The organism is Hafnia sp. (genome assembly GCF_036648275.1).
Taxonomy (GTDB): domain Bacteria; phylum Pseudomonadota; class Gammaproteobacteria; order Enterobacterales; family Enterobacteriaceae; genus Hafnia; species Hafnia alvei.
The window spans coordinates 201,652-215,107 of sequence record NZ_JAVXIQ010000001.1 but is presented as its reverse complement, the minus strand read 5'-3'; the positions used below and the strand labels follow the sequence as shown (position 1 = coordinate 215,107).

9 protein-coding genes are annotated in these 13,456 nt (G+C 48.6%); 2 read left to right on the top strand and 7 right to left on the bottom strand.

What is annotated here, in order from left to right; all coding sequences use genetic code 11:
• Positions 1 to 290 precede the first annotated feature (290 nt).
• The gene (locus tag RSC70_RS01155) at positions 291 to 1,655 is read left to right on the top strand and encodes a GGDEF domain-containing protein (protein ID WP_282806657.1); all 1,365 of its coding nucleotides are present in this window, start codon (positions 291 to 293) and stop codon (positions 1,653 to 1,655) included.
• Between the two features lie 7 nt (positions 1,656 to 1,662).
• Here the strand turns inward: RSC70_RS01155 and RSC70_RS01150 are convergent, their stop codons facing one another.
• Both RSC70_RS01150 and RSC70_RS01145 read right to left on the bottom strand, forming a co-directional pair.
• Complete coding sequence (locus RSC70_RS01150) at positions 1,663 to 2,367, bottom strand: DUF2461 domain-containing protein (protein ID WP_040046939.1); 705 nt, start codon at positions 2,365 to 2,367, stop codon at positions 1,663 to 1,665.
• Positions 2,368 to 2,441: 74 nt separating this feature from the next.
• Positions 2,442 to 3,014 carry a hydrolase gene (locus tag RSC70_RS01145; protein WP_130999425.1) on the bottom strand — a complete coding sequence of 191 codons (573 nt, stop codon included), beginning with the start codon at positions 3,012 to 3,014 and terminating at the stop codon, positions 2,442 to 2,444.
• Between the two features lie 274 nt (positions 3,015 to 3,288).
• On the opposite strand from RSC70_RS01145, the gene RSC70_RS01140 reads away from it, so the two are divergent.
• Positions 3,289 to 4,473 carry a multidrug efflux MFS transporter gene (locus RSC70_RS01140; protein WP_234619192.1) on the top strand — a complete coding sequence of 395 codons (1,185 nt, stop codon included), beginning with the start codon at positions 3,289 to 3,291 and terminating at the stop codon, positions 4,471 to 4,473.
• 60 nt (positions 4,474 to 4,533) lie between these two features.
• Here RSC70_RS01140 and brnQ read toward each other — a convergent pair whose 3' ends face one another.
• From brnQ to RSC70_RS01115, 5 genes are all read right to left on the bottom strand, one after another.
• The gene (gene brnQ, locus RSC70_RS01135) at positions 4,534 to 5,823 is read right to left on the bottom strand and encodes a branched-chain amino acid transport system II carrier protein (protein ID WP_332541419.1); all 1,290 of its coding nucleotides are present in this window, start codon (positions 5,821 to 5,823) and stop codon (positions 4,534 to 4,536) included.
• Positions 5,824 to 6,420: 597 nt separating this feature from the next.
• Entirely contained in the window at positions 6,421 to 7,320 is a 900-nt protein-coding gene (locus tag RSC70_RS01130) for a DUF4434 domain-containing protein (protein ID WP_332541417.1), read from the bottom strand.
• Complete coding sequence (locus RSC70_RS01125) at positions 7,320 to 10,295, bottom strand: NfrA family protein (protein WP_332541416.1); 2,976 nt, start codon at positions 10,293 to 10,295, stop codon at positions 7,320 to 7,322. Before RSC70_RS01125 ends, RSC70_RS01130 begins: the two co-directional genes overlap by 1 nt.
• Positions 10,292 to 12,514, bottom strand: a complete 2,223-nt coding sequence (nfrB, locus tag RSC70_RS01120; protein WP_149227635.1) for a cyclic di-3',5'-guanylate-activated glycosyltransferase NfrB — start codon at positions 12,512 to 12,514, stop codon at positions 10,292 to 10,294. Before nfrB ends, RSC70_RS01125 begins: the two co-directional genes overlap by 4 nt.
• Before the next feature lie 523 nt (positions 12,515 to 13,037).
• A partial coding sequence (locus tag RSC70_RS01115; protein WP_332541414.1) for a nickel/cobalt efflux transporter occupies positions 13,038 to 13,456 on the bottom strand: 419 nt, incomplete at its 5' end.

Genomic DNA, 13,456 nt, shown 5'->3' with positions numbered 1-13,456 from the left:
ACTTTTACAACGCCCCAAATTTAACCCAGAAAATTCCTATTGAGAATTATTTCTTACACCACTTCGGATAAGTTAAACTAGCACAGAGAGTGTCGTTCTTCGCTCAGCAAATATTGCTTATCAAAAAAAATAACATGATGTTTTATATCAATTATTTCTTTAAGGTAACGATACCTAATTTGAGCGAATGCAACACAGTAAGCAAGACGCTCACTTAAAACTATAATGTTAAAATAAAGTCATTAAGCATTGATATATTGTAAACACATTGCGTTATTGGAGTAATGGATATGTTTTTGAAGTTAGCCCCTAAGCGACTTCATACACCGCTTCTCATTTTATTCACTCTGGCGGTGTTTATTTTCGCTGGCAGTTATCGCAGTGAAAGTGCGCCTGTGAATTTTTACTTTATGCCGGTATTTTTGGCCGTGTGTGTGCTGTGCGATATTATTATTACCACCATCGCCTTTAGTCACTCGCGTGCTTTCAATAATCGACAAACCTACGCAATTGGCGGCGCATATTTAGCTTCCGCAATATTAGCAGCCTTTATTATTGCAGATTATCCGACGGCATTAGCCGTAGACGCTACGTTTAATTACGACAGCAACTCGATTTGGTTATGGTTTTTGTTAGAAATTAGCGCTCCTATTTGCGCAGCGATTCTTATCTCATTGCCTCAATCACTCAGTCTTAGACGCACCGTTGCCTTTGTATTATTAGGCTGTCTACTCGCCTCGTTTATCGGGCCATTAATCTCTCGGTTTATTCCATTGCTCACCGAGACGTGCAATCACTATCGCTGTGAACTCACGATTAGAACAGGGTTAGTTTATATCTCTGGTTTGGTGAATTTTCTCTGCCTAACCTTTTTGTGGTTTAAATTAAAAAACAAAGGACTCATCGAACAATGTTTTCTTTTCACATTGTTCCTGTTAGTTCTGGATGACGCCTTCAGCCTATCGTGGCAAGCCCGCTATACCGTTGGTTGGTATACGTGGAAGATCATGATTATGCTATTAAAGCTGGCGATGTTAATGATTGTGTTGCTGCGCATGATGGACGACTACAAGCTCATTGATGAGAATAATCGCCGTCATTATCGTCAGTCCATCACCGACGATCTTACGGGGTTACATAACCGCCGTTATTTCGCACAAAACACCCCCGCGCTTTGGGAGGAAAATAAAGCCTCCGGTCAGCACATTGGGCTAATCATGCTGGATGTCGATAAATTCAAAAAATATAACGATCACTACGGGCATTTAGCCGGCGATCGTTGCTTGGCCAAAATTGGGCATGCACTGGATCTTGCAGGTAATCATGATGGGAATCTGGTGGCACGCATGGGTGGCGAAGAGTTTGCGATGTTTATTCCGTCAACGGACAAACAGCAATTAGCGAAGCTCTGCGAACGGATTCGTTTAGCCATTACGGAATTAAAGATCCCCCATGTTAGAAACCCTGAGGGGGATCACTACGTCAGCATGAGCATTGGCGCAGTCTTGGTTGATCCCAGCCAAACCAACCTCGACATCAGCGGCACCATGAATCTTGCTGATAAAATGCTTTATCTGGCCAAAAAGCAGGGGCGCAATCAGTCAAAAACCATCAGCGAAGGCGAGTTCACGCCACAAATGAGTGAACAGCTTTAATCTGCGCTTAGAGATCCTCGAGTGGTACCTGTTTTAGTGCTTCAACCTTCATCAAAAACTGATATAGCGGCGCCAGCTTAGTCAGTTTTTTGGCCAGCATGGTGGCCAGTTCTGGGGTGAATAGCTGCTCGACTTGATAATCTGTTGCCATCACCGCAAATGTTTTACGGTTGTACCAATCAGCAATTTCAGGGTCTTGCTCTTTTATTAAAGGCCGCTTATAGCTATCGCCCACCAGCTCAAAGGGCGCCTTACAGCAGGCTCGTGCTGCGGCAAATTCCTCAGGTTGGCGCAATGCCAAATGACGAAAACGATCCATCGTTCCCCTCGACGCCGAGTAATAGCCCAAACCATAACGCAGCATATCGGGGCTTATTTCAAAGAAAAATACCGGCGCATCGGTCCATTCTTTGGAATGGCGCTTAAACGTCAGCCACATCCGGCTGCGGTAGCGAGATTTGTCATGTGAAAAGCGGGTATCGCGATGGATGCGAGATAGCGTTTTGCCAATCGCCGGGCGCGTTTCAAACAGCGGATCGATCTTTAGCATGGGTTTCGCGAGTTCATCAACTAAAGCGCGAAACGGGGTCAGAATATGTTGATCGTAGACCGAGCGGTGTTCTTCAAACCAGTCCTTACTATTCTCAATACGCACCTGTTGTAAAAAGTTTAATCCCTGCTGGGTAAAACCGGTAAATTTTGTCTCTTTCACACCCTATTTCCTGCTTATATTTCCACAGGCATTTCGCCTGTGAAAATGGCCTATCAGTAGCAGCCGTTATAGAATTAAGACTTCATCGCTGCAATGATTTTTTCGCTATCAGATACCCGTGAAATCCGCGGGAAAATGTACTTAAAGCTGTGTTGGTGCTGAATATCATCAAAAGCGCTACAGGCATCTTCGGCTATCACCAAAGCATAACCATGCTCCCACGCACTTCTAGCGGTAGATTCTACGCCAATATTTGTGGAAATCCCTGCCAAGACAATATTACGAATACCACGTCGGCGAAGCTGGAGATCCAGATCGGTACCGTAAAATGCGCCCCATTGATGCTTGATCACTTCAATGTCTTCTGGCTGCGCATTCAGCGCTTCAGGGAAATTCCACCAGTCCTCTGGCAGCGCATGGGCTGGCGACGGTGCATCAACTGGCTGCTTAAGCGCTTCGTCAAATGACTCATTCCAACCAACACGCACCAAAATCACCGGCGCATTCAGTTCACGAAAACGTTCCGCCAGCCGCGCCGAGCGTGCCACTACGTCACTGGCTGAATGGGGGCCGCCTGCAAAGGGTAAAATGCCCTCTTGCAGATCGATAAGCACCAGCGCGGTTTCAGCGGCATTCAATGTCAGCATACAAACTCCCGTTATCATTTGAATAAATTATCACGCTAAATTTGATTCTGTGTACGGCTCTAGTTTAGGCGCAAGGCGATACTCAAGGTGTAAATAAAACCTCACCCACGGCGAGAAAGTGTTAGTAAATGTGATAAAAATGCGTTGATTCAATGAATTGAAAATAAAACGTCATTTCTTTTTACTTTTTTTGTGTAACAGGCAAGCCGTTACAAGTGATATTATTACAGCGCAAATCTTTTCGTTTAGCCCTCTCCCCGCATATTGAGACGTCATGGAATCTTGGAAAATAAACCTCATCTCGGTGTGGTTTGGCTGCTTTTTTACTGGCTTAGCGATGAGCCAAATCTTGCCCTTCCTACCGCTGTACGTTGAACAGCTTGGGGTTCACAATCACGAATCACTCAGCCTATGGTCGGGTTTAGTCTTTAGCGCCACCTTTATGGTTTCAGCACTCGTCGCGCCGCTATGGGGAAGTTTAGCCGACCGCAAGGGGCGCAAACTGATGTTGCTGCGTGCTTCATTGGGGATGGGCGTGGTGATTGCATTACAAGGCTTAGCGACCAACGTATGGCAGCTGTTTGCACTGCGTGCACTGATGGGGCTAACTTCTGGCTATATTCCAAATGCCATGGCGCTGGTCGCCTCTCAGGTGCCTAGGGAAAAAAGCGGTTGGGCGTTAGGTACTCTATCGACGGGGCAAATCTGCGGGGTGATTGCCGGCCCGCTGTTAGGTGGTCTGATGGCTGACCATCTGGGGCTGCGCACGGTATTCTTCTCCACCGCAACCATGATGTTCGTCAGCTTTTTCGTTACGCTTTTCTTAATCAAAGAACGCCGTGTGGTGGTGCGTAAAGAAGATCAGCTCAGCGGGAAAGAGGTTTTTCGCTCTCTGCCCTATCCAACGCTTATCATTGCCCTGTTTGTTACCACGCTGATGATCCAATTAGCGAATGCCTCGATCAGTCCTATCCTGACGTTATTCATCCGCCAACTCGCCGCGGATACCAATAATATCGCCTTTGTCAGTGGGATGATCGCCGCCGTGCCAGGCATTGCTGCGCTGATATCGGCACCACGATTAGGCGGGTTGGGCGACAGAATCGGTACCGGTCGTATTCTGATTTTTGCGCTGGGATTCACGGTGGCGCTCTTCGCCATGATGGCTTGGGTAAAATCGCCGCTACAGCTTGGGATGCTGCGCTTTATGCTAGGCTTTGCCGATGGAGCCTTAATGCCAGCGGTGCAAACCTTGTTGCTGAAGTACTCTAGCGATCGCGTGACGGGGCGAATTTTCGGCTATAACCAATCGTTCATGTACTTAGGCAACGTGATCGGCCCAATGCTTGGCTCCAGCGTTTCAGCAGTACTGGGCTTCCGCTGGGTCTTTGTCTTTACCGCCGTACTGGTGCTAATCAACATGCTGCAAATTCGTCACGCATTCAAAAAAATACGCTGAATACTGACGGTTCCGCACAACGGCAACACAACATCATGTTGCCGTTATCGTTGCTGTTAATTAATTCTCTACCGGTACCGGCTTCTTATATTTCAAACATACCGCGCTTAGCATAAAGACCACGATAGTTGGAATAATCCACGCCATGCCCTCTTTATAGAATGGCAGATTTCCGGCTACCCACGGCAGATCCTCGGCGGGAACCACGCTTTGTAAAATCCCGATGATGAACGCGACCAGCGTTGCAGGCATGCACAGGGCGACAGTATGCTCACCCGGTTTAGCCAGTGCGCCGTAGATCACCAGCACAATGAATGGCGGATAGACCGACGTTAACGCCGGCAACGAGAAGTGAATAATTTCGGTCAGCCCAAGATTGGACAGCAACATGGAAATGGCGGCCAAAATCACCACGAACATCTTGTAGGATTTACCCGTTATCTGGCTGAAATAGGAAGCACAGGCGCTGGTTAAACCAATCGCCGTCACCAAGCAGGCAACGGTAATGATAAAGGCCAAAAATACGCTGCCTTGATAACCAAACCCATTCACGATGAAAGCATGTAACACATCAGCACCGTTAGTGGCTGAGCGCGCCAACGGCAGACTGTAGGCGCCTAAATAGAACAGGCTGATGTAAACATAGGTCAGCCCTACCGCGGCAATCAATCCCGTGATCACCATGTAACGCGTGATCCGCTGTGATGAATCAACGCCATGTGACTTAATGGCATTCACGATAATAATACTAAACACCAGTGCAGCTAGCGTATCCATGGTGAGATAGCCGTTAATCATGCCGCTAGAGAGCGGATTCTCAACATATTCAGGAAACGTGAATAGCTCATTTCCTGCTGGGCGCCAAAACGCATACAACCCTAAAGCACCGAGCGAAGCCACTTTGATTGGTGAGAGAAACTTGCCCACGATATCAATCAGCTTTAGCGGATTCAGCGAGCAAAGAACCACGGCAATAAAGAACAATAGGCTAAATGCGCTGAGTGGCACATGGCCTGAAAACAGCGGATTAATACCGATTTCATAAGAAACCGTGGCGGTACGCGGCGCGCCAAACAGCGGGCCAAGCGCCATATAACAGATCAATGAAAGAAGCAGACCAAACAACTTGCCCGCAGGCTTAGTCAATTCAACCAATGAGCCGTTGTTACGTGCCATCGCAATCAATGCCAGCACGGGTAAACCCACGCCGGTAATTAAAAATCCACCGGTGGCATACCAAAAATTTTCACCGGCTCTCAGGCCAATAAAGGGGGGAAAGATGATGTTACCCGCGCCAACAAAGAGCGCAAAAGTCATAAATCCAAGTGTAATAGTTTGTCTAACATTCATAGGTTATAAGCCGCTTCGTGTCTGGGTGTTCTCTGAGCAAAACCTTACCGACCACGCGGCGTGCGCACTCATCTAAAGTAATCAGAAATGATACAAGCCGAAATATCAGCCTGAGATATACATAATTTATCACATCGCTGCCCGATGATGTGTCGGATTCAAATTATCAACTGGAAGTTGAAAAATCAACATTGCGTTGAAAAATAAACTTATGCTAAGGTTCATAGCCTTACCGTCTGTCATACCAGCAATCTGCCTGCCACAGCAGTTTGACCTAGACCTAGACTTAGCTGACTCATTCATCTTTTGAGGCCCGATATGCCTAACCCAAAAAAATCCACCAGCCAACGCCAAGATAGCTATCTTGTTGCGGGAACCACTCTTGTGATGCTGGCGCTCTACATCATTATTTTGGCAGCTAATCTGATGTGAATATTTTCGCGTTCGCGAAAGAGAATGAAAAATAGGTTAAAAGGGGTTTACTGCTGTGGGGTCAGCTATCGCTGACACGATATAAAAAGCACCTGATTCTTTTCAAAATGCTGGCACCCTGCAAATCATCTGCAAAGTGCCAACACATCCTCGCTAACTGCTGACTCAATAAGCCAAAATTCCCTCAGCCGCCGGTAAATAGCGCAGCGAGAATATCAGCTTATCTTTCCCACAGGCTGAAGTTTGATGCAGCACCGAGCTGATTTCTTGCGCCGATGCGGGCTGTGCACGAAAGGCTTTATCGCCTTTAATTTGGCGGAAGATTTCAAAAACTTCCCCTGCCGCTGGCGATGTTTCATCACACCCCACCGTCGCATTGAGATACAGTGAACGTTCGCGTAGGCTGAGTTTATCGACCCCCGCCCCATCCTGAACCCAGATTTTCACCCCAGCAGCTGCAAAATCGGCCACCGTATCGCGATAAGTGTCTGGCGTCATATTACCGGCAAAGAAACTACTGATACTGACCGGTTTATTGGCGACAGCAAGCAACGACTGCTTCGTTTCAGTCAGCCATTTCACAGCAATCTGGCGGCTTGTTTCATCACGCCAGCGTAAATCGTCCAGCTCAGGAGTTAGATACCATCCTGCAATGTTTTGGCGACCAAACTTGTCTACCCAGCGCTGAGCAACGGCAACGTCCTGTGTACGCTGGCGGTTTAAATAGTTGCCTAATGCCTTCGCGGGTTGGTTCTGACGGGTAAAAAACTCAGGATCGGCATACAGACCCACCACGATTTGCAATCCACGATCGTGTGCAATGCGTGCGCGATCCATCAGCCACTGCTGCTCTGCCCCTTGGCTAAAGGCGCTGCCATATTCACTCCATTGCAGCACTAACGTATCAAAACCCGCGTCGTGTAACTTATCCATCAGTGTTTGCCACTGAGCTTTGTCCACACTCATATCTCTAAGCTGCGGTTGATAAATCATGGCGTTCATCGCATGAGCCCAAGGTGCCATCATCAAGAGTAACAAGACGCACCAGCGAGAAATAATTGTCATTACCAGCGCCCTCCAAAGGTCACAAAGGCACCATTTTTAGATTCCACGAATTGGTTCTTCCCACTAAATAAATGTTGGAATTCAATACCAACGCTGATTTTGTGCGGGTAGGCATCATAATGATTTTCGCCTGACCACATATTCCAACGCACCCCGATACCGCCGAGCTTAGCATCAGAGTACGCACCATTCTGAGTGGCGTTATATTGCAGATGCCCGTAAGGCTCCAACGTTTGCGCACTTGGGATATTAGGGATTTTCTGGTGCCAGCTCAGCCGGTAATCAGCGGTGTAGCTTTGACTGTCCTGTTTCACGTAGTGGGCTGCGTCCAGATAGAGGTTTTGTGCTATCCAGCCGTTGCCGTTAGGATGCCATTCATCACTGTACTTGCCCCCGTTAAGGAAGGATGCGCTGGCACGCAGCAGCATATCTGCTTCGCTTTCATGCCTATCCAGCGGAATTTGCTGTTCTGCGGCTAAATAAAATACCTGTTCGCGCAGCGGCTTCCACCTCACACCTAGCCCCATCATTGGTGCCTTAGTAGGTAAGAAGTTGCCCTCGCTTCCGCTACCGGCAAATACGCGACTGTAAACAGACAGCAAATCACCATCCACAATTTGGTTGTGCCCAACGCGGTATTCCGCCTCCATCTGCCCGTAACTTCTACGCGCCGCATACGGCTGGGTCGAACTGCCTAATACGCTGCTGTTTGGAATGCTATTTTTTCCAGAAAGCCCCATCGACGTATCAACGCTAAATGTCCAGCGACGAGCAGTATCTTCATGCATGCGGCGGAAATTGAACCGGCGTTCAGCATCTTGCTCACTTAGGCCCTGCGGTGCATAGCCTCGGTCGATATCGTCCACCACACGTTCGGTATAACTTTGCGCCTGCGGGATGTCATCCAAACGTTGATTCACATAGGCCAGTTGTTGAATCAACGCGGGATCGTCTGGCGTATGTTGTTCCGCCAGTTTCAGCTCATCGCGGGATAGCGCTATTTGATCCGCATCCCATAACGCATAACCCAGCGCTGCATGGTTAGCCGTATTATCAGGCTCTATGGCGATGGCCTGATGCAGATCGGCCAACGCCAGATTAAGCTGATTTTGCTGACGATACAGCGCCGCACGGTCGGCCAACGCTGATGCCATCGGTTTAATTTCTATGGAACGATTCAAGTCTGCCAGAGCGCCGGATGGATTATTTTGGCTATGAGAGTGCAGCCACCAATATTCCGCCGTTTTATCTTGCTGATGCTTCTTCGCTTCGCTAAGCCACCCCGTTAACGCACGAATATCATGGGCTGCCAGCGCACTATTTGCCGCCGCCATCGTGTCCTCAGCGCTCATATCAGCGACCGGAACCGCAGACCATGCACGTGTTGCGGCTTGGAAGTCTTGAACCGCATAGGCTTGGTAGGCGAGCGAGCGCTTGCTGAAAGTATTCGATTGACGCCGATCGGCTTGCTGATACGCGAACAGCGCAAGTCCAGGCGAATCAGTGCGATAGCAATTAGCTAACTGATACCATGCCGTAGCGCCATAGTCTGGCGACATATCCCCTAACAAACGACGCACAATCGGACACTGTTCCTCAGTGTTAAATACCGATGCTTGCTGCATACGCTGCTGTGGCGTTGGCAACGGCACCGACAATCGTTCAATGTCTTTTGCCGTCAGCAAGCGAGGGTTCTCTTTCAACAGAACCATCAAGCGGCTAGTCAGATTTTGTCCCGTTACGCCCGCGTTTTGATATGGATAGCGCGCCAGTAACAAGCGGCTAGCCTCTGCCTTCTGTCCGGTCTTAACCAGTTGATAGCTAAGTCGGTCGAGTAATGTGAAATCCTGCGGCGATCGCTGATACATCTGTCGTGCAAGCTGCACTATTTGCGCGGTATCATTTTCCGCTTCGCTCAGTTGCAACCGCTGTTCTAACAGTTGATCGCGGGAATATCCCGCCAATAGACGTTTTGCTCCGGCAAGATCGTGCTGAGCAATACGGTCGGGGATCAGCGTTTGTGCGATATACGTTTTGTTTTCAGCAAAATCAATGGGATAGCTGGATAATGCTTCACTTGGGTTCTGACTGTATTTCGCCAGTAAATAGAGCCAGCCGCGTTCTTGATCCTGCTGTACAAAACGAGGCGTACGCGTTTGCAGATAGGTACTAAGGCGAGCATTTTCATTACGCAGCGCCAGTGACTGTGCATAATGTAGCTGCTGCAAGGGAGCGTTCATCACGTTGATCCCCTGCAATGCGACTAATTTATCGTCACTATGCTGCGCCAGCAAAATGCCAAACCACTGATTTGACTGTTCGTATGTCAGCTTACCTTGCGTGCGTAGCCGCTCGAAGCTGTCGTCCACGTCATCCCATTTTTTCAGGAAGATCGCCCTTTGCATAATGGCATCCGCCAGCGTATGCCCTTCTGGGGTGGCGTTGAATTTAGCATCGTTAAGCTGCGCTTTAGCGATATCAAGCTGACCCAGACGCAGTGCGTGCTGCCCAACATCGCTGCGGCAGTAGATAGTGGGAGCGCTGTCGCAATCAGCTTGATAGCGTTTTAAATCAGCCAGCGTATTGATAGTCCAAGTTTTTCCCGGAACTGCCGCAAGTGCCGCTTTTAACTCGATATACCCCGGTGCACTGCTTGGGGTTCTTTTCAACTGCCGGTCTAATACCGCTTTCGCCTGATCGTCATGTCCAAAGTGGCGGTAAGCTTCAGAGAGATAAAGGGTTAAGCGCGCACTTTCCGGCGCTTGTTTCTGTGCCCGTTCGAATTCGCTGATAGCCACACTTTCACGCCCTTCTTTGAGCGCCCGCATTGCTTTCTCCAGATGCGGGTAAACCATAAAGTATTGGCGATCGCTGATACCCAGATCCTCTGAACTCCCTGGTTCGGCCGCCGCAAAAGCAACCGTACTCACCAAAACTGAGGCGATGAGTACGCTGAGGTGACAACGCTTAATCATGCGGCCTCCAACATCTGAATTTGTTCCTGACTTAATCCGGCCTGCGCCAGCAATGACGCGAGCGTTGGCTGTAGTTCTTTTTGTATTTCGAGCGCGCGATTTAGCGTTTCTTGACTCACCACATTTTCGGTCACTAAAAACTCTCCAAGCGGCAAAACGCTGCGTTCGTGTCGAAGCAACAGTGCCTTAAGCGAAGCGCCATCAATGCTCCCTAGTGATGCCAAGATTTCCGCAAACAACAATTGGCGCGAAACAAAGCTCGCCCAAATTGACTCACTCTGTTCCTGAGTTAGCCACTTCTCAGCTACCGCTCTTTCAAGCATGGCGTAATGGTCTTTGCCTCGCAGACGGGCATACCAATGGCGCAGCCCCACCACCACCTGTCCGCTTGGCGCAATAACGTAGCTAACCCGCTTGCCGACTTTACGCGCCAGCGCCGCCAGCGAAACAGGATCTATGGCACTTTCGCTGGCGAAGATCATTTTCCCGTTTTCTTCGCGTATCGGTAGCGCCGCATAGTGCAAAGCCACAGAGGCTGGCACTTTTTCGATCAAGGCCGGATCAATTTTGCGCTCATCTATAGACTCTGCCGTAACATCATTTTGGACAGCCAATGCTTGAGCCAACTGCATAGGCGTGATGATGCCGCGATGCACCAACGTATTACCCAGTTTTAAACCGGGAATACGGTTGACCAACGCGTCTTCAAGCTGTTCCTGCGTAACAGCACCCTGCTCAATCAGAATCGAACCTAACAGACGCAACGCGCGGTTTTGCCCCACGCTAGGGAAGTCATGGGTTGTTTTATCCCAAGCCACTCGGCGCGGATCGCCATGCTGAATCACCTGTCTTAATGCACGCCAGTTCGCCATGAAGTTAATCAAGTTGCCCCAGAACAGCCGCAGAATCGACATCAAACCTTGGCGTAGCCCATAATAAACCGTCACGAAAACAACGCGTTGGAACATACGGTTCGCCATCAGGCCAAAGTTGATCCACAGCAGCGTGTACAGCCATATGTCGCCGGTAAAAATCGACAAAAAATGCCACGCATCAGGCCAAAATCGTTGATAAAGCGCCAGCAGGGTCAGTTGAATCATCACCAACATGGCGAAGAAGCTGAGGAAGTTATTAATTGCCCCTTTTCTATCGCGCCACAGGAAGTAATTCATCATCGGGCTGCTGCTCCAATGATGCGTTTTGAACCCTTGAAAAACGATACCGATAATCCAACGTGATTTTTGTCTGACCGCCGTTGAGTATGTGTCGGGGAAATACTCGCGCACACAGATGACGTTTGCCGATCTGGCGCGCTGGCCGAAAGGCGTCGAATGCGGCTTAACCCCATCAGGCAAAACAGGGAAGCGAACAAAAATCTCCTTCATCCCCTTCTCTTTTAAACGAAAGCCGATGTCATAATCTTCGGTCAAACTTTGCACATCAAAAGCAATACCATCACCATCGGCTAACAGCGCCATCACCGCACGACGGCTAAAGCAGGTTCCAACGCCGGCGCTCGGCACCTGCCCCGCGATAACTTCACGCACAGGCACATCTTTGCCGTGCTGTTCAGCAAATTCATCCAGATAGGTCAGGCTAGTGAAACTGGTCCAAGGGCGTTCGAAGGGATAAACAGGGATTTGAATCAAATCTTTGCGTTCAACCAGATAGTTGAACAACCTCAGTTCCATCGGCGAAATAACATCTTCTGCATCGTGCAGAATAAATCCTGAAAACTTAAAGTTGGCACTCTGCTCAAACTGAAGGATTGCATCGAGTACGTTGTTCAGGCAGTCGGCTTTGCTGGTTGGGCCTGGCCTTGCACAGACAACTTTATGAATATTGGGAAAGCGGGCACACACCTCGTCGACATCGCGCTGGGTATCTGGGTCATTTGGATAGGTGCCAACAAAAATATGGTAGTTTTCATAATCCAGCGTTGTAGCGGCTAGCTCTGCCATATTGCCTATTACGCCGGTCTCGTTCCACGCGGGGACCATGATCGCCAGCGGTTTTTCGTCAGGCTTATAGAGTTCTGTGTGGCTGAGATGCTTATGTTTTTTATAGGTCGTTAAGCTTCGCCAAATACGTCTTGACCAGTAAACAACGTCGATGAAAAGATCATCAACACCGCTGATAAGCATCAGTATTGCTAAGGTTATCGCAATAATCTTTATGCCATAAAGATATGTGGTAAATGCATCAACCATCCAATCCATTAAAAACCCCAAAGTGATTTCAAAGTGGTGCAGAGCCGTAACTGAGCAGGAGACGTGGGCGTATCGTTGATCTATAGGCGGTTTTTATGCGTTTTGCTCACTCAAAAGATAAAATTTTTAGATTCGGCAAATCTTAGGTATAAAAAAACCGCCAGATGGCGGGCACAATGCAGCGAGCCCTCCTGATTACCACCGACTCTTTACTGGTTGCACAACGTGTCTACTCGCAGCCGCTGCAACAGGGGTGAATAATTTGGAGGAAAAGATGTGAGCTACACATAGCAGTGTCTCGATTACCCGCTATATATCTAGCTGCAAACTACTATAAAATATCAATAAAGTAAATTTAGGAATTTTCCACAGTTATTGGTTTTTTAATACAACACAATAACTTACCGCCTGTACCAGAGAACAGCAGAGATATATCAGCGAGCGTATTTCTGATAGCAAAAAGCCCTAACTTGCATCAGGGCTTAATAAAAAATAATAGACTTGAGGTAATCTTCAGCGTGGCATATCAGCGTTATTTTAAGATCCCCACCCAACCATGTATCGCCATATACACGCCAACTAAGCCAATAAGAGCACTCGATAAATAAGGTGCCTTTTGTGCGAGCGAGTTAAATCCATGCCACCGCTTTTGTGCCTGTTTCACGCCCACTGCAGCGCCGACACCAACGGCAACTAATGTCAGTGCAAGGCCAATACTGAAACAGACGACCATCGTGGCGCCCAGCGTCAGTGCTTTCAGCTGGATACAGATAAGTAGTACGGTAATAGCCGCAGGACATGGAATTAGCCCGCCGGTCAGACCAAATAGCAGAATTTGCCCATTAGTCACCGAGCTATTTGCAAACCGCTTTTTGATATCGTTGGCATGAGCCAAAGCGTGAGCATCTTGGTACTCTTTGCCTCCTTGCAGCAAACCATCAAATTGATGCT

Coding starts and splice junctions, on each gene's coding strand:
- RSC70_RS01155 (WP_282806657.1), top strand. CDS start 291: ATGTTTTTGAAGTTAGCCCCTAAGCGACTTCATACACCGCTTCTCATT.
- RSC70_RS01145 (WP_130999425.1), bottom strand. CDS start 3,014: ATGCTGACATTGAATGCCGCTGAAACCGCGCTGGTGCTTATCGATCTG.
- RSC70_RS01140 (WP_234619192.1), top strand. CDS start 3,289: ATGGAATCTTGGAAAATAAACCTCATCTCGGTGTGGTTTGGCTGCTTT.
- brnQ (WP_332541419.1), bottom strand. CDS start 5,823: ATGAATGTTAGACAAACTATTACACTTGGATTTATGACTTTTGCGCTC.
- RSC70_RS01130 (WP_332541417.1), bottom strand. CDS start 7,320: ATGACAATTATTTCTCGCTGGTGCGTCTTGTTACTCTTGATGATGGCA.
- RSC70_RS01125 (WP_332541416.1), bottom strand. CDS start 10,295: ATGATTAAGCGTTGTCACCTCAGCGTACTCATCGCCTCAGTTTTGGTG.
- nfrB (WP_149227635.1), bottom strand. CDS start 12,514: ATGGATTGGATGGTTGATGCATTTACCACATATCTTTATGGCATAAAG.